This window comes from Streptomyces sp. NPDC006435 (genome assembly GCF_040612315.1).
Classification (GTDB): domain Bacteria; phylum Actinomycetota; class Actinomycetes; order Streptomycetales; family Streptomycetaceae; genus Streptomyces.
Map to the genome: position 1 here is coordinate 14859 of NZ_JBEXPY010000035.1, position 18172 is coordinate 33030.

Consider the following 18172-nt stretch of genomic DNA (forward strand, 5'->3'; position numbering starts at 1 on the left):
GCGGGTCCGTCACCAGCCGGGCGGCGGCTGGGACGGCGGCGGCGGCCCGAAGACACCGGGCCGCGGATAGCCGTACCCCTGCCCGTAGCCCTGGTGGGGCGGGGCGGGGACGTCGGCGGGGCCCGGCAGGGACATCGCCAGCAGCGCCACGACTCCGGCCGCCACCTCGAAGAACGAGGTCAGCACGAGGAGTTGCTCCTCCACCGGCAGTCCGCCGAAGCGCTCCAGCAGCTCGTGGTGCACGGAACGGGCCACGCCCATCACCCCGCCGAACAGCAGCAGCACGGCGGCGATCATGCCGAACGGCCGCGCGTGCGCGGCGCGGGCCAACGCACTCACCGCCGCGGACAGGCAGAGCAGCGCCAGGACCACCGTGAACCAGCCGGGCGGCGGGTCGATCAGCCCGTGCGCGATCCGGTCCCCGCCGACGTACCAGTCGGGGTAGACGTCGAAGGGGGCGTCGGCGAACCGCACCGCCTGGCGGATCTCCCAGGCGATCACGACCGCCCCCGCCGCGCCGAGGCCCAGGAAGGCGATCACGCCCGCGCCCCGGCCGGGCCGGGCCGGGAGGCGTTCGGAGGAGTCGTACGGCGCCCTGCGGCCGGCCCCGGCGGTGATGATCAGCGCGATGCCCGCCGCGAGCGCCGCGAAGGCGCTGAGCAGGGCGCGGGTGCGCAGGTCGTCGGTGAACCGGGCGGCCGTCCCGTTCCCGCCGATGGTCCAGAGCCCGGGGAGCCGCACGGCGATCGTGACCACCCCGGCCGCGACCAGCGCGGTGGCGGCCACCGACGAGCGCAGGGCGGCGACGGCCGCGGCGAGGTACACCGGCAACAACACCACGTCGTAGGCCGAGGTGGCGGGTGGTGCCGGAAGCCGCGCGTCGTAGTAACCGGCCCAATGGCTCCACAGCCGCGCCGGATCGTCGACGGCGCCGACGTCCCGTACGATCCAGCCCGCGACGATCACCGCGAGCACCGCGCAGAGAACGGCGCCGGTGACCCTTGCCCCCCGAGTGAGTATCACGCGAGCGATCCTCCACCGCCGCCGCTCCGTCGGACAAGGGGTTGGCCCGCGTGGTGCGCGATCGGGCAACCGGCCGGGAGTTGTGAGGGCTCCCGGCCGGTCCACGGCACCCGCACGGCCGCACACCGGCCATGCTGACGGGTCCGTGTATCGGACGTGGGACGGCCGGGTTGCCCCGCTGTGAACGCGCCCCGGGGCTCAGCTCACCCGGCTGCTCCCGGCGGGCGGGGCCCCGCCGTCCCGGCCCCCGTCCGGGTCCTCGCTCCCGCCGTCCTTCTCCCCTTCCTCGCTCCCGCCGCCTTTCTCCCCTTCCTCGTCCGCGGCACCCGGCACACCCTGCGCACCCGCCCCGTCCGCTCCCCCGTCCGCCTCGTCCGTCCCTTCTGCGGCGCCCGGCGCGACCGGCCCGCCCGGTGTCTCCAGCAGCCCCTCCGGCGGCACCACCTGCTTCTCCTCCGCGAAGTGGCAGGCCGAGTCGTGCTTGGCCATGGTCTCCGTCAGCCGGAAGACGGCCGGGACCGCCAGCAGAGGCACCTCCAGTTCGCACCGTTCCTGCGCCTTCCAGCAGCGGGTGCGGAAGCGGCAGCCGGAGGGCGGGTTGGCCGGCGAGGGGACGTCGCCGTGCAGGATGATCCGCTCCCGGTGCTCACGGGCCGTCGGGTCCGGCACCGGGACGGCGGACAGCAGCGCCTGGGTGTACGGGTGCGTGGGGTGGTCGTAGATCTGCTCGTCGGAGCCGATCTCCACGATCCGGCCCAGGTACATGACGCCGACCCGGTCGGAGATGTGCCGGACGATCGACAGGTCGTGCGCGATGAAGACGTAAGCGAGCCCGAACTCCGCCTGGAGCCGGTCCAGCAGGTTGACCACCTGCGCCTGGACGGAGACGTCGAGGGCGGACACGGGTTCGTCGGCGACGATGATCTCGGGGTTCAGGGCCAGCCCGCGGGCGATGCCGATGCGCTGGCGCTGGCCGCCGGAGAACTGGTGCGGATAGCGGTTGATGTACTCCGGGTTGAGGCCGACGACGTCCAGCAGGTCCTGGACCTTCCGGCGGCGGTCGCCCTTCGGGGCCACCTCGGGGTGGATCTCGTACGGCTCCCCGATGATGTCGCCGACGGTCATGCGCGGGTTGAGGGAGGTGTACGGGTCCTGGAACACCATCTGGATGTTGCGGCGCACCGCCTTCAGGGCGCGCCCCGACAGCTTGGTGACGTCCTCGCCCTTGTACCTGATCGCGCCGGCCGTCGGGTGTTCCAGGTGCACCAGCATCTTGGCCACGGTCGACTTGCCGCAGCCGGACTCCCCCACGATGCCGAGCGTCTCGCCCGCGGCCAGGTCGAAGGAGACCCCGTCGACGGCCTTGACCGCGCCGATCTGCTTCTTGAACAGGATGCCCTGCGTCAGCGGGTAGTGCTTGGCCAGGTCGCGGACCTCCAGGATCGGCTCGCCGGTCCCCACGGCCGCCCCGCGCACCGTGCCGGTCGCCGAGTCGTCAGCGCGCATCGAGCGTCTCCTTCCAGAAGTAGCAGGCGCTCTCGCGGTGCTCGGCCACCTCGAACAGCGGCGGCACCTCGCCCCGGCAGACGTCCTGGGCCATCGGGCAGCGCGGGTTGAAGGCGCAGCCGGGCGGGATGTGCAGCAGGTTGGGCGGCAGGCCCTTGATCGCGTACAGCTCCCGGCCCTTCTGGTCCAGGCGCGGGATCGACTGGAGCAGGCCCCTGGTGTACGGGTGGGCGGGTGCCCGGTAGATCTCGTGGACGGGGGCGGACTCGACGATCCGGCCCGCGTACATCACGGCGATCTTGTCGGCGACGTCCGCGACCACTCCCAGGTCGTGGGTGATCAGGATCAGGCCCATGTTCAGCTCGCGCTGGAGCTCGGCGAGCAGGTCCATCACCTGGGCCTGGACGGTCACGTCGAGGGCGGTGGTGGGTTCGTCCGCGATGATCAGCGAGGGTTCCAGCGCCATCGCCATCGCGATCATGATGCGCTGGCGCATGCCGCCGGAGAACTGGTGCGGGTAGTTCCCGACGCGTTCCTTCGCGGCCGGGATGCGGACCCGGTCCATCAGCTCGACGGCCTTCGCCCGGGAGTCCTTGCGGGACATCCCCCGGTGCACCTCGAACATCTCGCCGAGCTGTTGTCCCACGCTGAGCACGGGGTTGAGGGAGGAGAGCGCGTCCTGGAAGATCATGGCCATCTCCTGGCCGCGGATCCTCCGGCGCTCGTCCTTCTTCATCGTCAGCAGGTCGCGGTCCTTGAAGCGGATCTCGCCGCCGCTGATCTTTCCCGGGGGCATGTCGAGGATGCCCATGATGGCCTGCGCGGTGACGGACTTGCCGGAGCCGGACTCGCCGAGGACGGCCAGCGTCTCGCCCTCGGCCACCGAATAGTTGACCCCGTTGACGGCCTTGGCCACGCCGTCGCGGGTGTGGAACTCCACGTGCAGATCGCGCACTTCGAGCAACATGGCAGCGGGCTCCTCAGCGCAGCTTGGGGTCGAGGGCGTCGCGCACCGCGTCGCCGAGCATGATGAAGGCGAGCACGGTGATCGCCAGGGCTCCGGCGGGCCAGAGCAGCATGTGCGGGGCGTTGCGGATGTACTGGGACGCGGCGGAGATGTCGATGCCCCAGGAGACGGCCGGCGGTTTCAGCCCGACGCCGAGGAACGACAGGGTCGCCTCCAGCGAGATGTACGTACCGAGTGCGATGGTCGCGACGACGATCACCGGCGCGATGGCGTTCGGGGCGATGTGGCGGAGCATCATCCGGGTGTTGGAGGCGCCGAGCGCCCGTGCCGCCTGCACGTAGTCGTTCTGTTTGGCGGTGATCACGGAGCCGCGGCCGATGCGGGCGATCTGCGGCCAGCCCAGCAGCACGATGAAGCCGATCACCGGCCAGACGGTGGAGCTGGTGACCACGGAGAGGAAGACCAGGCCGCCGAGGACCACGGGGATGCCGAAGAAGACGTCGGTGATGCGGGAGAGGACCGAGTCCCACCAGCCGCCGAAGAAGCCGGCCAGGCCGCCGAGCAGCCCGCCGAGCAGGGTGACCCCGAGGGTGGAGCAGACGCCCACGGTGACCGAGTTCCTGGCCCCGTAGACGGTCCGGGTGTAGACGTCGCAGCCCTGTCCGTCGAAGCCGAAGGGGTGGCCGGGCTGGGAGCCCTCCTGGGCCTTGCCCAGGTCGCAGTCGAGGGGGTCCTGGTCGGCGATCAGCGAGGGCCAGATCGAGATGATCACCAGGAAGAGGATGACCAGGGCGGAGATGATGAAGACCGGGTTGCGGCGCAGGTCCCGCCAGGCGTCGGACCACAGGCTGCGCGGCTTCTCGGCGGGGCCGGTGCCCTCGGGGCCGCCCGGCGTCTTCTCGAGGGTCGCGCCCTCCTCCAGGGCGAGGTCCATCACACCTCCCGCTCCGGCCGACGAGATCACCTCGTCCGGTGTCTGCTCAGGCATAGCGGATCCTCGGGTCGAGTACGGCGTACAGGAGGTCGACGATCAGGTTCGCCGCCAGGAAGACGAGGACCAGGATCGTGACGAAGCCGACGACGGTCTGGGAGTTCTGGCGCAGGATGCCCTGGTAGAGCTGGTAGCCGACGCCGTGGATGTTGAAGATCCGCTCCGTGACGATCGCCCCGCCCATCAGGGCGCCCACGTCGGTGCCGATGAAGGTGACGACCGGGATCAGCGAGTTGCGCAGCAGGTGCCGGATGACGACGCGGTGCTGCGGCAGGCCCTTGGCCACGGCGGTGCGGACGTAGTCGGCGCGGGCGTTCTCGGCGATCGAGGTGCGGGTGAGCCGGGTGACGTAGGCCAGGGAGACCGAGGCCAGGACGATCCCGGGTACCAGCAGTTCGTTGAAGGGGGCCTCCGGCGACACGGAGGGTTTGATGACGCCCCACTCGACGCCCAGCAGGAGTTGCAGCAGCAGGCCGGTGACGAAGGTCGGTACGGAGATGACGACCAGGGTCAGGATGAGCACGGTGGTGTCGACGGGGCGGCCGCGGCGCAGGCCGGTGACGACGCCGAGGCTGATGCCGATGACGATCTCGAAGACGATCGCCACGATGGTGAGCCGGATGGTGATGGGGAAGGCGGTGGCCATCAGCTCGGTGACCTTCTGCCCGTTGAACGCGGTGCCGAAGTCTCCGGTGAAGACGTTGCCCATGTAGGTGAGGTATTGCTGCCACACGGGCTTGTCGAGGCCGAATTCCGCACGGAGCTGGGCAGCGGTCGCCGGGTCGCACTGGCGGTCGCCGCACAGGCCCGCGATGGGGTCGCCCATCACATTCACCATGAGGAAGATCAACAGCGTGGTGCCGAAGAAGACCGGGATCATCTGCAGCAGCCGCCGGATCACATAACGTCCCATGAAGGGCTCCGGAAGTCGCGGGGTCAGGAACTCGGGGCTGGGGAGTGACGCGTCGGGGACGGTGAGGGCCTGTCGGGTGGCCGGTGCGGGACGGTGGGGCCGGGTGGCCGGTGCGGGGAAGCACACCGGCCACCCGGCCCCGACGGGTCACTTGACCTTGATCTGCTCGTACACCGGGACGCTGAACTGGTTCAGGCTGACGTCGGAGATCCGGTCCGAGTAACCGGCGCTGCCGTTCTGGTACCAGAGCGGGATGACGGGCATCTGGTCGGCCAGGACCCGCTCGGCGTCCTGGAAGGTCGAGACGGCCTTGGCCTTGTCCGTCTCGGCGTTGGCCTTGTCGACCAGGTCGTCGAACTGCTTGTTGCTCCACTTGCCGTCGTTGGACGAGGCGTTGGTGTAGTAGAGCGGCTGGAGGAAGTTCTGGATGAGCGGGTAGTCCATCTGCCAGCCGGCCCGCCAGGCGCCGGTCAGCTTCTGCTGGGTGACCTGGCTGCGGAAGTCGGCGAAGGTGCCGACGGGACCGCCGACGCACGCCTTGTTGTCGCCCATCACCTTGTTGATGCTGTTGCAGATGGCGTCGACCCACTCCTTGTGGGAGCCGGTGTCGGCGTTGTACGAGATCTTGAGCTGGCCGCCGGGGATGCCGCCGCCCTCCTCGATCAGCTTCTTGGCCTTCGCCGCGTCGTACTCGCAGGGCGCGCCGCACAGCCCCTCCTTGAAGCCGCCGTCCGCGCCGAGGACCGGGGAGGTCCAGTCGGACGCGGGAGTGCGGGTCTTCTGGAAGATCTGGTCGGTGATCTGCTGCCGGTTGATCGCCATCGACAGGCCCTGGCGGACCTTGACGCCGCCGGGGGTGTCCCACTTCTTGTCGTAGAAGGGGAAGGCGAGGGTCTGGATGATGCCGGCCGGGGTGTTGATGTAGCGGTCGCCGAGGTCCGCCTTCACGTTCTTCAGCTGCGAGGCGGGCACGTCGTCGACGAGGTCGAGGTTGCCGGCCGTCAGGTCCGTGTAGGCGGTGTTGTTGTCGGTGTAGACCTTGAGGTCGATGCCGCCGTTCTGCGCCTTGTCGTCGCCGGGGTACCCGTCCCACTTGCGCAGGCTCATCGCCGAGCCCTTGGTGTACTTGTCGACCTTGTACGGGCCGTTGCCGATGGGCTTGGACACCCAGGCCGCGTGGTCGGTGAAGAAGGCCTTGGGCAGCGGGGCGAAGGCCGGGTAGCCGAGGGTGTCGGGCCACAGGGAGAACTTCTGCGACAGCTTGACCGTGAAGGTCCGGTCGTTGACGGTCTTCAGGCCGGAGAGCGTGGTCGCGGTGGAGGTTCCGGAGTCGGGGTGGACCTTGTCGTATCCGTCGATGTAACCGAAGAAGTAGGCGTTCTTCTGGTTGTTCTTCAGCAGGGCGCCGTAGTTCCAGGCGTCCACGAACGACTTCGCGGTGACCTTCTCGCCGTTGCTGAAGGTCCATCCGTCCTTCACGGTGACGGTGAAGTTCTGGTTGTCCTTGGTCTCGATCTTCTCGGCGAGCATGTTGTCGGCCGCGCCAGTCTTCGGGTCGTACCTCTTGAGACCCCGGAAGATCATGTCGAGGACCTTGCCGCCCTGGACCTCGTTGGTGTTCGCCGGTTCGAGCGGGTTCTGCGGGTCCCCCCAGGAGGAGCTCACGATTCCGTCGGCCCCACCGCCGCCACTGCTGCCGCCCCCTCCGCCGCATGCCGTCGCCGCCAGGGCGACGACCACCGCACATGCGGCCCACCTGGCCTGTGTGGCTCCGCGCATGGAGTGCCTCCTCTTGGTGCTCCGTCTCACTTGGGGTCAAATATCACCGCACAAGGGACATGATGCACATTTACTCCACCCATTCGGGCGCGTCGGGGCCCCACCCGAGTGGCACCGCGCGACCGTCTCCGCTTCTCCTCGCCCCACCCCCGCGCGGACCGGGAAAAGGGGAGGTCCGGACGCCCGCCGCACAGCGGAGAGGTAACGGCTGCGCATCGAATGCGCATCATCCACGAGCCCGTCCGACCGGATGTACGGATTCCGAGACAACAGCGCCCGCATATCGGACTCATTGCCGGACTTAGACCGTTAAGTGACGAACATGTCTTCGAAAAACCCAAGTGGAAGCAAAGCCACGCCCCAGAAAAGGCAATGCAATGGCAAAGTTTCCAAAGAGCACCCCAAGGGCGTCGGACATTCATTGACCCTGCATGAATTGCGTTGAAAAAGTCCGGGTAGCCCGTAGGTGTTGCCCTGCGGAGTCCTTCGACCCTCCGGGCCAGGAGCACCATGACGATTCCAACCTCGCAAGCAGCCACGCCACTTGAGACGGCGGACGCGAAGCAGCCGATATCCGACAAGTCCGCCTCGAAGGGCGGCGACGGACGGTCCCCGGGCAAGATGGCCTGGCGGCGCTTCAAGCGCGACCGCACCGGCGTGATATCGGCCTATGTGGTCATTTTCTTCTTCGCGGTCGGTATCTGCGCGCCGCTGATCGCGAAGCTGTACGGCAAGGACCCGTACACGACGTACGGGCAGAACGAACCCGGTCTGCTGGACGACTTCAGCTACCCGGTACTGCCCAACGGCGGCATCAGCGGCGACTTCTGGTTCGGCATCGAGCCCGGACTCGGCCGGGACGTCTTCACCTTCCTGCTCTACGGGATCCGCAACTCCCTGCTCATCGCCGCCGCGACCACCCTGCTGGTGACGGTGATCGGCATCGCCGTCGGCATCACCGCGGGCTACCTGGGCGGGAAGACCGACTACTTCGTGGGCCGGGTCATCGACATCCTGCTGGCCTTCCCCTCCACGCTCTTCTTCATCGCCTTCTGGCCGGTGATGATCTCGATCCTGGTCTCCCCGGAGGAGAACACCCCGGTCTGGCTGACCGTCGTCAGCCTCATCACGGTCATGACCGCGTTCGGCTGGGCCTCCATCGCCCGACTCCTGCGCGGCGAGGTACTCGCCCTGCGCGAGCGCGAGTTCGTCGAGGCCGCGAAGGTGACCGGCGCCTCGCCGTTCCGGATCGTCTTCAAGGAACTGCTGCCCAACCTCTGGACGCCGATCCTGATCCAGGCCACGCTCGCGCTGCCCATGTACGTCACCGCGGAGGCGGGCCTCGCCTTCCTCGGTGTCGGGCTGACCTCCCCGACACCCGACTGGGGCGTGATGATCCAGCGCGGCTCGGACGTCTACCAGAGCGACATCACGTTCATGCTCTTCCCCGGCGTCTCGATGGTGATCTTCGTCATCGCCTTCAACCTGCTGGGCGACTCGGTGCGTGACGCACTGGACCCGAAGACCAAGCGCTGAACCGCACTTCCTCCGGCCGGGCGACGGGGCCCACCGGACCGAACGTTTCTCTCCATCGACCAGAGCAGGAAGCCATGTCCCTTTCCCGCAGAAACTTCGTCATCGCCACGTCGGTCGCAGCCGGCGGTTCGATGGTCCTCTCCGCGTGCAGCAGCGGCAGCACGGCCAAGAAGGGCGGCAACGGCGCCGGGCACGGCGGTGCCGACAAGTACACCGGCGCGGTCGTCGTCGGCACGAAGGCCGACTCCACCGGTCCGGCCCCCGAGATCGCGGGCGCGAAGAAGGGCGGCACGATCCGCGGCATCGCCCCGGACGACTTCTCGCACCTGGACCCGCAGCGCATCTACTTCTCGTGGAACTCCGCGGTCGGTGACCTCTTCATCCGCGGCTTGACCGGCTACAAGATCGCCGCGGACGGCTCGATGAAGCTGGTCGGCGACCTCGCCACCGACGCGGGCACCATGTCCGACGGCGGCAAGACCTGGACCTTCACCCTGAAGGACGGTCTGAAGTGGGAGGACGGCAAGGAGCTCACCGTCGAGGACGTGCGCCACGGCATCGAGCGCGGCTTCGCCAGCTTCACCACCGAGGGCGCCGGCTACGTCCAGAACGCGCTGGTCGGCCCGGGCGACTACCGCTCGAAGTACAAGGGCCCGTACGGCGGCAAGCACCTCGACTCGGTCGTCGTCGACGCCAAGGCCAAGACGATCACCTTCAAGCTGGCCGAGCCCCGCCTGGACCTCAACTTCACCCTGGCGATGAACTCCTACGCGGCCGTCCCGGTCAAGGGCGACACCAAGGAGAAGTACGACAAGGACCCGATGAGCTGCGGTCCGTACCGGATCAAGGCGCACTCCGTCGACAAGTCCATGACGCTGGTGCGCAACCCGCACTGGGACCCCAACACGGACTCGATCCGCAACGCGTACCCGGACAGCATCGTCTACGAGTTCGGCCCCGAGTCCCTCCAGGCCACCGACCGCCTGATCGCCAACGACGGCGACGACCAGTACGCGGTCATGGCGTACAGCGGCGTCCCGGCCGAGCGCATCCAGAAGGTCCTCACCGACCCCGAGCTGAAGAAGCGGACCTTCAACGGCCTGCTGACCGGCATCTACTACTACGCGATCAACACCAAGCGGATCACCGACGTGAAGGTGCGTCAGGCGCTCATCCACGCCTGGCCGCTGGAGCAGATCCGCAAGATCTACGGTGGTCCCTCGGCCGGTGACTACGCGACCTCCATCCTCAGCCCCGACATCCTCGGCTACGCCAAGGACGACGTCTACGGCAAGCTGAAGAAGCCGATGGGCGACCCGGAGGCGGCGAAGAAGCTGCTGAAGGAGGCCGGCAAGGAGGGCCAGAAGGTCGTCTACGCCTTCCCCCAGAGCAACACCTACGACAAGACCAAGGTCGTCATCGAGAACGCCCTCAAGGCGGCCGGCTTCGACCCGGTCATCAAGCAGCTGGACTCCACCAGCTACTACGACCAGATCCAGCAGATCGACAACAAGTTCGACGTGATGTGGTTCGGCTGGTCCCCGGACTGGCCGACCGGTTACACCCTGATGCAGCCGCTCTTCGACGGCAGCACGATCGCCAACGGCGCGAACAACATCTCGCAGCTGAACGTCGACTGGGTCAACGAGGCCATCAAGAAGAACAACCTCATCGCCGACCCGACCGAGGCCGGCAAGGCCTGGGCCGCACTGGACAAGCGGATGATGACGGAGGAGGCGCCGATCATCCCCGAGACGTACCAGCGCCGCTTCTACCTCCACGGCGAGAAGGTCGGCGGGGCGATGTTCCACCCGCTGTTCTCCTCGGCCGTCTTCTACAAGCTGTTCGTGAAGGCCTGACGCCGACACTCCCGAGGCGGGGCGCCCCTGCGGCGCCCCGCCCGCTCCACTCCCCCTCGTCGGCGTCTGCCAGGGAAATCCATCGCCATGTTCCGCTTCCTCATCCGCCGGGCAATCGGCGCACTGGTCATCCTGCTGATCATCAGTGCCATCACTTTCGTCCTCTTCTACATCGCGCCCCGTGATCCAGCTCGCGTGGCCTGCGGCAAGGTGTGCACACCCGAGACGCTGGCACTGGTCAAGCGCAACCTCGGCATAGACGACCCGATGCCGGTGCAGTACTGGCACTGGTTGCAGGGCGTGTTCGTCGGCCGGGACTACACCTCGTTCGGCAACTGTCCCGCACCGTGCCTCGGTTACTCGTTCCACAACCGCGAGCCGGTCCTCGGCACGATCATCGACCGCTTCCCGACGACGCTCGCCCTCTCCGTCGGCAGCGCCTTCGTCTTCGTGATCTTCGGTGTGGGCACCGGCATGCTCGCCGCGGTCAAGCAGGGCAAGGCGCTGGACAAGATCGCCTCCTCGGCGTCGCTGATCGCCTCCTCGATGCAGATCTACATCGTCGGCGTGGTCGCCATGTACTACCTCGCGGACCAGTGGCACATCCTGAGCCGCCCCAAGGAGGTCCCCTTCTCCGAGGACCCGGCCGGCTGGTTCTCCGGGCTGCTGCTGCCCTGGCTGGTGCTGGCGCTGATCTTCACCGCCAACTACACCCGCATGGCGCGCTCCCAGCTCGTCGAGACGCTGAGCGAGGACTACGTGCGCACCGCACGCGCCAAGGGCCTGTCCCGGCGGACGGTGTTCTTCAGATTCGCCTGGCGAGGGGCCATGGGCCCGATCGTCACCATCTTCGGCCTCGACATCGGCGTCCTGCTCGGCGGCGCGATCATCACCGAGAAGACCTTCGGTCTGCACGGGATCGGCGCGCTCTCCATCAAGGCGGTCGCCGACAACGACCTTCCGCTGATTCTCGGCGTGGTACTGGTCGCGGCAGCGGCGATCGTCGTCTTCAACATCATCGTCGACGCCGTCTACGCCCTCATCGACCCACGCGTCCGCCTCGCCTAGGGAGAGATCCAGTGAGCACCCCCTTCCTCTCCGTACGCGATCTGCGCGTGCACTTCTCCACCGAAGACGGCATGGTCAAGGCCGTCGACGGACTGTCCTTCGACCTGGAGAAGGGCAGGACCCTCGGCATCGTGGGCGAGTCCGGCTCCGGAAAGTCCGTCACCAACCTGACGATCCTGGGCCTGCACCACCCCGAGCACACCGAGATCGAGGGCGAGATCCTGCTCGACGGCCAGGACCTGCTGACCGCGTCGGAGCGGGAGCTGGAGCGGCTGCGCGGCAACAAGATGGCGATGATCTTCCAGGACGCCCTGGCCTCGCTGTCGCCGTACCACACCATCGGCAAGCAGATCGGCGAAACGTTCCGCAAGCACACCGGCGCCTCCAAGAAGGAGGCCCGGGCGCGGGCCGTCGAAATGCTCACCAGGGTGGGCATCCCCCAGCCCGACCTGCGGGTCGACGACTACCCGCACCAGTTCTCCGGCGGCATGCGCCAGCGCGCCATGATCGCCATGGCGCTGGTCTGCGACCCGTCGCTGCTGATCGCGGACGAGCCCACGACCGCGCTGGACGTCACCGTGCAGGCCCAGATCATGGACCTGCTCAAGGACCTCCAGCAGGAGACCGGCACCTCGATCGTCTTCATCACCCACGACCTCGGCGTCATCGCCGACATCGCCGACGACGTCCTGGTGATGTACGGCGGGCGCTGCGTCGAGCGGGGCACGAAGAAGGAGGTGCTGCGGGCGCCCCAGCACCCGTACACCTGGGGTCTGCTGGGCTCCATGCCGAGCCTGGACGGCCCGGTCGACGTGCCGCTCTCGCCGATCCCCGGCTCCCCGCCGAGCCTCCTCAACCCGCCGTCCGGCTGCCGCTTCCACCCGCGCTGCTCGTTCACCGAGCAGGTCGGCGGCGGGCGCTGCGCGAGCGAGCAGCCGCCGCTGGAGCTCACCGCCGGGCGCGGTGCCGCCTGCCACCTCACCGCCGAGCAGCGCGCCGAGTTCTTCACGGACTTCGCCGGCAACCGGCCCAACTGACGTACAAGAGACGGGACTTCCCCACCATGAGCAGCAAAGATCCCCTCCTGGACGTCTCCGGACTCACCAAGCACTTCCCGATCAAGGGCGGCTTCCCGATCCGGCGGACGGTCGGCGCGGTCCAGGCCGTCGACGGGCTGGACTTCACCGTCTCCGAGGGCGAGAGCCTCGGCCTGGTCGGCGAGTCCGGCTGCGGCAAGTCGACGACGGGCCGGCTGGTCACCCGGCTGCTGGAGCCGACGGCCGGCCGGATCTCCTACCGCGGGCAGGACATCACCCACGCCACGCGCAAGGAGCTGGCCCCGGTCCGCTCCGAGATCCAGATGATCTTCCAGGACCCGTACGCCTCGCTGAACCCGCGGCAGACCGTCGGCAAGATCATCACCGCGCCGATGGAGATCAACGGCATCAACCCCGCGGGCGGGCGCGAGGCGCGCGTGCGGGAGCTGCTGGAGACCGTCGGTCTCAACCCGGAGCACTACAACCGCTTCCCGCACGAGTTCTCCGGCGGTCAGCGCCAGCGCATCGGGGTGGCCCGCGCGCTCGCCCTGGAGCCGAAGCTGATCGTGGCCGACGAGCCGGTCTCGGCGCTGGACGTGTCGATCCAGGCCCAGGTGGTGAACCTGCTGCAGAAGCTGCAGAAGGAACTCGGCATCGCGTTCCTGTTCATCGCCCACGACCTGGCCGTCGTACGGCACTTCTCGCAGCGCGTCGCCGTCATGTACCTCGGCCGGATCGTGGAGATCGCCGACCGCGAGGACCTGTACGGCAATCCCCGCCATCCCTACACCAGGGCGCTGCTCTCCGCCGTGCCCGAGGTGAGCGCCGAGGACGTCCCGGGCCGTGAGCGCATCCGTCTGGCCGGCGACGTCCCGTCCCCGGTCAACCCGCCCTCGGGCTGCCGCTTCCGCACCCGTTGCTGGAAGGCGACGGACAAGTGCGCGAGCGAGGCGCCGCCGCTGGTGCGGGTGGAGGGCAGCCGGGAGGGCCATCTGACGGCCTGCCACCACCCCGAGGACTCGCAGTCCGTCCCGGCCGTCCCGAAGGCCCGTGAGGCCGCTTCCGGGCCGAAGCCCGACAAGGCCGGGAGCAAGTCCGCCGAAGACCCCGAGGCCGGGGCCTGACCCCCCTGGCCCGGCCCCGGTGGGCCTCGCGGACACGGACCCGACCGGTCCCCTCCCGCGGGGCTCCCCGGCCCCGCGGGACCGGGCACGTGAGCCCATTGACCCGAGCCACCTGCGCGCCCGGTCCCTGAAGAGGGAGAAGCGCCCGGAACCGATCGGTTCCGGGCGCTTCTCGTGTACTGCGGGTCGTGCTGCGGGGCTACGAGGCCGCGCCCACGACGTCCTTCTCCTCGGCGAAGTGGCAGGCCGACTCGTGTGCCGCGGGGCTGTCCGAGTCCTTGAAGCGCTCGGGGATCGCCAGGATCGGCATCTCCGTGGCGCACTTGTCCTGGGCCTTCCAGCAACGGGTGCGGAAGCGGCAGCCGGACGGCGGGTTCGCCGGCGACGGGACGTCACCGGTGAGGATGATCCGGTCGCGGCCCTCACGGGCGTCCGGGTCCGGGACCGGGACCGCCGACAGCAGCGCCTGGGTGTAGGGGTGCGTCGGGTGGTCGTAGATCTCGGCGTCGGTGCCGATCTCGGCCATCTTGCCGAGGTACATGACGCCGACCCGGTCGGAGATGTGCCGGACGATCGACAGGTCGTGCGCGATGAAGACGTAGGACAGGTTGAACTCGTCCTGGAGCTTCTCCATCAGGTTGATGACCTGCGCCTGCACCGACACGTCGAGCGCGGAGACCGGCTCGTCGCAGATGATGATCTCCGGGTTGAGCGCGAGGCCGCGGGCGATGCCGATGCGCTGGCGCTGACCGCCGGAGAACTGGTGCGGGTACCGGTTGATGTACTCCGGGTTGAGGCCGACGACGTCCAGCAGGTCCTGGACCCTCCGGCGGCGGTCGCCCTTCGGCGCCACCTCCGGGTGGATGTCGAAGGGCTCGCCGATGATGTCGCCGACCGTCATGCGCGGGTTCAGCGAGGTGTACGGGTCCTGGAACACCATCTGGATGTTCCGGCGGACCGCCTTCAGCGCGCGCCCGGACAGCTTGGTGATGTCCTGGCCCTTGTAGAAGACCTCGCCGGCGGTCGCGGTCTCCAGCGTCATCAGCAGCTTGGCGACGGTGGACTTGCCACAGCCGGACTCGCCGACGATGCCGAGGGTCTCGCCCTGGTAGAGGTCGAAGGAGACCCCGTCCACGGCCTTGACCGCGCCGACCTGGCGCTTGAACAGGATGCCCTGGCTCAGCGGGAAGTGCTTGACCAGATTGCGCACCTGGAGGATCGGCTCGCCGCGTTCCACCGGAGCCTCGAGCGCGGCGACCGCGGCCGTCTCGTCTGCGGTGTCGACCGTCACGACCTCGGTGACGTTCGGGGTGGCGTCCATGGAACCGTCAGTCTTGTCGAGCTCAGCCATGGATCGTCTCCTTCCAGAAGTGGCAGGCGCTGCCGCGACCGGGCAGTTCGGTGCCGTCCTGCTCGGAGACCGGCACCAGGGCCGGAATCTCCGTGCGGCAGATGTCCTCCGCCTTGGGGCAGCGCGGGTTGAAGGCGCAGCCGGACGGGATCTTGAGCAGGTTGGGCGGCAGACCCTTGATCGCGTAGAGCTCCTGGCCCTTCTGGTCGAGCCGCGGGATCGAGTCGAGCAGACCACGGGTGTACGGGTGCGCGGGCCGCTTGTACAGCTCGTGCACCGGCGCCGTCTCGACGATCCGTCCCGCGTACATGACCGCGATCTTGTCCGCGACGTCGGCGACGACGCCGAGGTCGTGGGTGATCAGGATCAGGCCCATGTTGAACTCGGTCTGCAGCTCGCTGAGCAGGTCCATGACCTGGGCCTGGACCGTCACGTCGAGCGCGGTGGTCGGCTCGTCCGCGATGATCAGGTCCGGTTCCAGGGCCAGCGCCATGGCGATCATGATGCGCTGGCGCATGCCGCCGGAGAACTGGTGCGGGTAGTCGTCGACCCGCTGCTTGGCGGCAGGGATCTTGACCCGGTCCATCAGCTCGATGGCCTTGGCCTTCGCCTGCTTCTTGGAGAGTCCCTGGTGGACCCGGAACATCTCGCCGAGCTGGTAGCCGACCGAGAGCACGGGGTTGAGGGAGGAGAGCGCGTCCTGGAAGATCATCGCGATCTTCTGGCCGCGGATCTTCCGCCGCTCCTCGTAGCTCATGGTGAGCATGTCCTGGCCGCGGTACAGGATCTGGCCCTGCGGGATCTTGCCGGGCGGCATGTCGAGGATGCCCATGATCGCCTGAGCGGTCACGGACTTGCCGGAACCGGACTCGCCGAGCACGGCCAGGGTCTCGCCCGCGTCCACGCTGTAGTTCACACCGTTGACGGCCTTGGCGACCCCGTCACGGGTGTGGAACTCCACGTGCAGGTCGCGCACTTCCAGGAGCGGGGTGTCGCCCGACTCCTCGGCACGGGGCGCCGGAATGTCTGATGTCTTGATGCTGGTCACGTCGTACGCCCTCCTCAGCGCAGCTTCGGGTCGAGGGCGTCGCGGACCGCGTCGCCGAGCATGATGAACGCGAAGACCGTGAGGCTGAGCATTCCTGCCGGGAACAGCAGCGCATGCGGGTTGTCACGGATGGCCTGGCTGCCCTCCGCGATGTCGATGCCCCACGAGATCGTCGGGTCCGCGAGTCCGAGTCCGAGGAACGAGAGCGTCGCCTCGGCCGAGATGTATCCGCCGAGCGCGATGGTGGCCACGACGATGGTCGGGGCGAGCGCGTTGGGCAGTACGTGCCGGAAGAGGATGCGCGAGGTGCCGGCGCCGAGCGCGCGGGCCGCCGTCACGTAGTCCGCCTGCTTGGCGGTGATCACGGAGGACCGCATCACACGGCAGATCGAGGTCCAGCCCAGGAAGGCGAGGGCCAGGATCACCACGTACACCTTGCGGTCGGTGAAGGCGTTCAGGACGACCATCGCACCGAGCAGGAAGGGGATGCCGAAGAAGATGTCGGTGACCCGGGAGATGATCGAGTCGAGCCAGCCGCCGAAGTAACCGGCGAGCATGCCCAGCAGGCCGCCGACCAGGGTGACCGTGGCGGTGACGCCGACGCCGACCAGGATCGAGGCGCGGGTGCCGTAGACGACACGGGCGTAGATCGAACGGCCCTGGCCGTCGTAACCGAACCAGTCGGGCTGGAAGAAGTGCCCCAGCTCCGGCTTGGACAGGAAGTGGTTGGTCAGGTCGCCGTCGCGCGGGTCCGCACCGGTGAACAGCCCCGGGAAGGCCGCGACGATCAGCAGGATCAGCAGCAGGATCGAGGAGATCCAGAACATCGGGCGGTGGCGCAGGTCGAACCACGCGTCGCCCCAGAGGCTGCGCGGCTTGCCCTGTCCCTTGGCGCCCTCGGCGGCCGCGGGGGCAGCGGTGGCGTCCACCGCTGCTTCGGTCGTGGTCTTGGTCGCGTCAGGCATACCGGATCCTCGGGTCCAGGACCGCGTACAGCAGGTCGACGAGCAAGTTGATCACAAGGATGACGAGGACGAAGACCGTGACGACGCCGACGATCGTCGAGCCCTCGCGCTGCTGCAGCGCCTTGAAGAGCAGGTTCCCGACACCCTGGACGTTGAAGATGCCCTCGGTGACGACCGCGCCGCCGATGAAGCCGCCGACGTCCGTACCCAGGAAGGTGACGACCGGGATCAGGGAGTTGCGCAGCAGGTGGACACCGACGATGCGGCGCCGCGGCAGGCCCTTGGCCATGGCCGTGCGCATGTAGTCGGCGCGCAGGTTCTCCGCGAAGGTGGTGCGGGTCAGTCGTGCCACGTACGCCATGGAGAGCATGGCGAGCACGAAGCCCGGCAGGAACAACTGCGCGTAGTCCGTGGAGTCCTGGACGTTCGGTGCCACCCAGCCCAGCGTGTCCGCGAGGACGAAGCGGGCGAGGAAGCCGAGCACGAACACCGGGATCGAGATGACGATCAGGGTGAAGATCAGCACGCCGGTGTCGGCGGCCTTGCCGGCCCGCAGACCCGCCCAGGCGCCGAGCCCGATGCCGACGATGATCTCGATGATCATGGCGACCGCGGTCAGGCGCAGGGTCACCGGGAAGGATTCGGACATCTCGTCGATGACTTCGCGGCCACCGAAGGTCTTGCCGAAGTCGCCCTGGAAGAGATTCGCCATGTAGTCGACGTATTGCTTCCACAGGGGCTGGTCGAGCCCGAACTCATGGCGGAGCGACGCGACCTGTGCGGGGTCTGCCGCCTTGTCTCCCCACATCGCCCGGATCGGATCGCCGGGAAGGATGTGGACCATGAGGAAAATAATCAGAGTGGTCCCGATGAATACCGGGATCATCTGGAGCAGTCGCCTTGCGACGTAACGCCCCATCATGCCTCCATGCCGTGAGGGGTCGGCGATGGCCTACTCAGAGGTGTCTCCGCCGCGGGGGTGTGGGGGAGAGCCCCGGGGCCTAC

The 18172-nt window shown here is 68.3% G+C and carries 15 protein-coding genes; 5 read left to right on the forward strand and 10 right to left on the reverse strand.

Going from position 1 to position 18172, the window contains the following annotated elements; all coding sequences use genetic code 11:
• Positions 1-9: 9 nt before the first annotated feature.
• From ABZZ04_RS28635 to ABZZ04_RS28660, 6 genes are all read right to left on the reverse strand, one after another.
• A complete protein-coding gene (locus ABZZ04_RS28635; protein ID WP_356935105.1) occupies positions 10-1023 on the reverse strand; it encodes a hypothetical protein in 1014 nt (337 codons plus the stop codon).
• Between the two features lie 198 nt (positions 1024-1221).
• Positions 1222-2529 (reverse strand): dipeptide ABC transporter ATP-binding protein, encoded by a 1308-nt coding sequence (locus ABZZ04_RS28640; protein ID WP_356935106.1) that lies wholly within the window; start codon positions 2527-2529, stop codon positions 1222-1224.
• Entirely contained in the window at positions 2519-3496 is a 978-nt protein-coding gene (locus ABZZ04_RS28645) for an ABC transporter ATP-binding protein (protein WP_356935107.1), read from the reverse strand. Before ABZZ04_RS28645 ends, ABZZ04_RS28640 begins: the two co-directional genes overlap by 11 nt.
• 13 nt (positions 3497-3509) lie before the next feature.
• Complete coding sequence (locus ABZZ04_RS28650; protein WP_356935108.1) at positions 3510-4484, reverse strand: ABC transporter permease; 975 nt, start codon at positions 4482-4484, stop codon at positions 3510-3512.
• Positions 4477-5400: an ABC transporter permease gene (locus ABZZ04_RS28655; protein ID WP_356935109.1), complete on the reverse strand. Its 924-nt coding sequence runs from the start codon at positions 5398-5400 to the stop codon at positions 4477-4479. Before ABZZ04_RS28655 ends, ABZZ04_RS28650 begins: the two co-directional genes overlap by 8 nt.
• Positions 5401-5547: 147 nt before the next feature.
• Entirely contained in the window at positions 5548-7179 is a 1632-nt protein-coding gene (locus tag ABZZ04_RS28660; RefSeq protein WP_356935110.1) for an ABC transporter substrate-binding protein, read from the reverse strand.
• Positions 7180-7689: 510 nt separating this feature from the next.
• Between ABZZ04_RS28660 and ABZZ04_RS28665 the strand changes: the two genes are divergently transcribed.
• The 5 genes from ABZZ04_RS28665 to ABZZ04_RS28685 all read left to right on the forward strand — a co-directional run bounded on the left by ABZZ04_RS28665 (position 7690) and on the right by ABZZ04_RS28685 (position 13803).
• Positions 7690-8715: an ABC transporter permease gene (locus tag ABZZ04_RS28665; RefSeq protein ID WP_356935111.1), complete on the forward strand. Its 1026-nt coding sequence runs from the start codon at positions 7690-7692 to the stop codon at positions 8713-8715.
• A 74-nt stretch (positions 8716-8789) separates the two neighbouring features.
• Complete coding sequence (locus tag ABZZ04_RS28670) at positions 8790-10574, forward strand: ABC transporter substrate-binding protein (RefSeq protein WP_356935112.1); 1785 nt, start codon at positions 8790-8792, stop codon at positions 10572-10574.
• Positions 10575-10661: 87 nt separating this feature from the next.
• The gene (locus tag ABZZ04_RS28675; protein WP_356935113.1) at positions 10662-11642 is read left to right on the forward strand and encodes an ABC transporter permease; all 981 of its coding nucleotides are present in this window, start codon (positions 10662-10664) and stop codon (positions 11640-11642) included.
• Between the two features lie 71 nt (positions 11643-11713).
• The gene (locus ABZZ04_RS28680) at positions 11714-12679 is read left to right on the forward strand and encodes an ABC transporter ATP-binding protein (RefSeq protein WP_356935163.1); all 966 of its coding nucleotides are present in this window, start codon (positions 11714-11716) and stop codon (positions 12677-12679) included.
• A gap of 26 nt (positions 12680-12705) precedes the next feature.
• Positions 12706-13803 carry a dipeptide ABC transporter ATP-binding protein gene (locus ABZZ04_RS28685; protein WP_356935114.1) on the forward strand — a complete coding sequence of 366 codons (1098 nt, stop codon included), beginning with the start codon at positions 12706-12708 and terminating at the stop codon, positions 13801-13803.
• 199 nt (positions 13804-14002) lie between these two features.
• Here the strand turns inward: ABZZ04_RS28685 and ABZZ04_RS28690 are convergent, their stop codons facing one another.
• From ABZZ04_RS28690 to ABZZ04_RS28705, 4 genes are read right to left on the reverse strand one after another with little or no spacing between them, the layout of a single operon-like run.
• Positions 14003-15154, reverse strand: a complete 1152-nt coding sequence (locus ABZZ04_RS28690; protein ID WP_356935115.1) for a dipeptide ABC transporter ATP-binding protein — start codon at positions 15152-15154, stop codon at positions 14003-14005.
• A complete protein-coding gene (locus tag ABZZ04_RS28695; protein ID WP_356935116.1) occupies positions 15147-16202 on the reverse strand; it encodes an ABC transporter ATP-binding protein in 1056 nt (351 codons plus the stop codon). Before ABZZ04_RS28695 ends, ABZZ04_RS28690 begins: the two co-directional genes overlap by 8 nt.
• Before the next feature lie 14 nt (positions 16203-16216).
• A complete protein-coding gene (locus tag ABZZ04_RS28700; RefSeq protein WP_356935117.1) occupies positions 16217-17167 on the reverse strand; it encodes an ABC transporter permease in 951 nt (316 codons plus the stop codon).
• Entirely contained in the window at positions 17160-18086 is a 927-nt protein-coding gene (locus tag ABZZ04_RS28705) for an ABC transporter permease (RefSeq protein ID WP_356935164.1), read from the reverse strand. Before ABZZ04_RS28705 ends, ABZZ04_RS28700 begins: the two co-directional genes overlap by 8 nt.
• Positions 18087-18172 lie beyond the last annotated feature (86 nt).

Excerpts from the sequence above, each read along its gene's own strand:
- ABZZ04_RS28640 (WP_356935106.1), bottom strand. The coding sequence starts at position 2,529 with ATGCGCGCTGACGACTCGGCGACCGGCACGGTGCGCGGGGCGGCCGTG.
- ABZZ04_RS28660 (WP_356935110.1), bottom strand. The coding sequence starts at position 7,179 with ATGCGCGGAGCCACACAGGCCAGGTGGGCCGCATGTGCGGTGGTCGTC.
- ABZZ04_RS28675 (WP_356935113.1), top strand. The coding sequence starts at position 10,662 with ATGTTCCGCTTCCTCATCCGCCGGGCAATCGGCGCACTGGTCATCCTG.
- ABZZ04_RS28705 (WP_356935164.1), bottom strand. The coding sequence starts at position 18,086 with ATGGGGCGTTACGTCGCAAGGCGACTGCTCCAGATGATCCCGGTATTC.
- ABZZ04_RS28700 (WP_356935117.1), bottom strand. The coding sequence starts at position 17,167 with ATGCCTGACGCGACCAAGACCACGACCGAAGCAGCGGTGGACGCCACC.
- ABZZ04_RS28690 (WP_356935115.1), bottom strand. The coding sequence starts at position 15,154 with ATGGCTGAGCTCGACAAGACTGACGGTTCCATGGACGCCACCCCGAAC.
- ABZZ04_RS28655 (WP_356935109.1), bottom strand. The coding sequence starts at position 5,400 with ATGGGACGTTATGTGATCCGGCGGCTGCTGCAGATGATCCCGGTCTTC.
- ABZZ04_RS28665 (WP_356935111.1), top strand. The coding sequence starts at position 7,690 with ATGACGATTCCAACCTCGCAAGCAGCCACGCCACTTGAGACGGCGGAC.
- ABZZ04_RS28685 (WP_356935114.1), top strand. The coding sequence starts at position 12,706 with ATGAGCAGCAAAGATCCCCTCCTGGACGTCTCCGGACTCACCAAGCAC.
- ABZZ04_RS28645 (WP_356935107.1), bottom strand. The coding sequence starts at position 3,496 with ATGTTGCTCGAAGTGCGCGATCTGCACGTGGAGTTCCACACCCGCGAC.
- ABZZ04_RS28650 (WP_356935108.1), bottom strand. The coding sequence starts at position 4,484 with ATGCCTGAGCAGACACCGGACGAGGTGATCTCGTCGGCCGGAGCGGGA.
- ABZZ04_RS28680 (WP_356935163.1), top strand. The coding sequence starts at position 11,714 with ATGGTCAAGGCCGTCGACGGACTGTCCTTCGACCTGGAGAAGGGCAGG.
- ABZZ04_RS28670 (WP_356935112.1), top strand. The coding sequence starts at position 8,790 with ATGTCCCTTTCCCGCAGAAACTTCGTCATCGCCACGTCGGTCGCAGCC.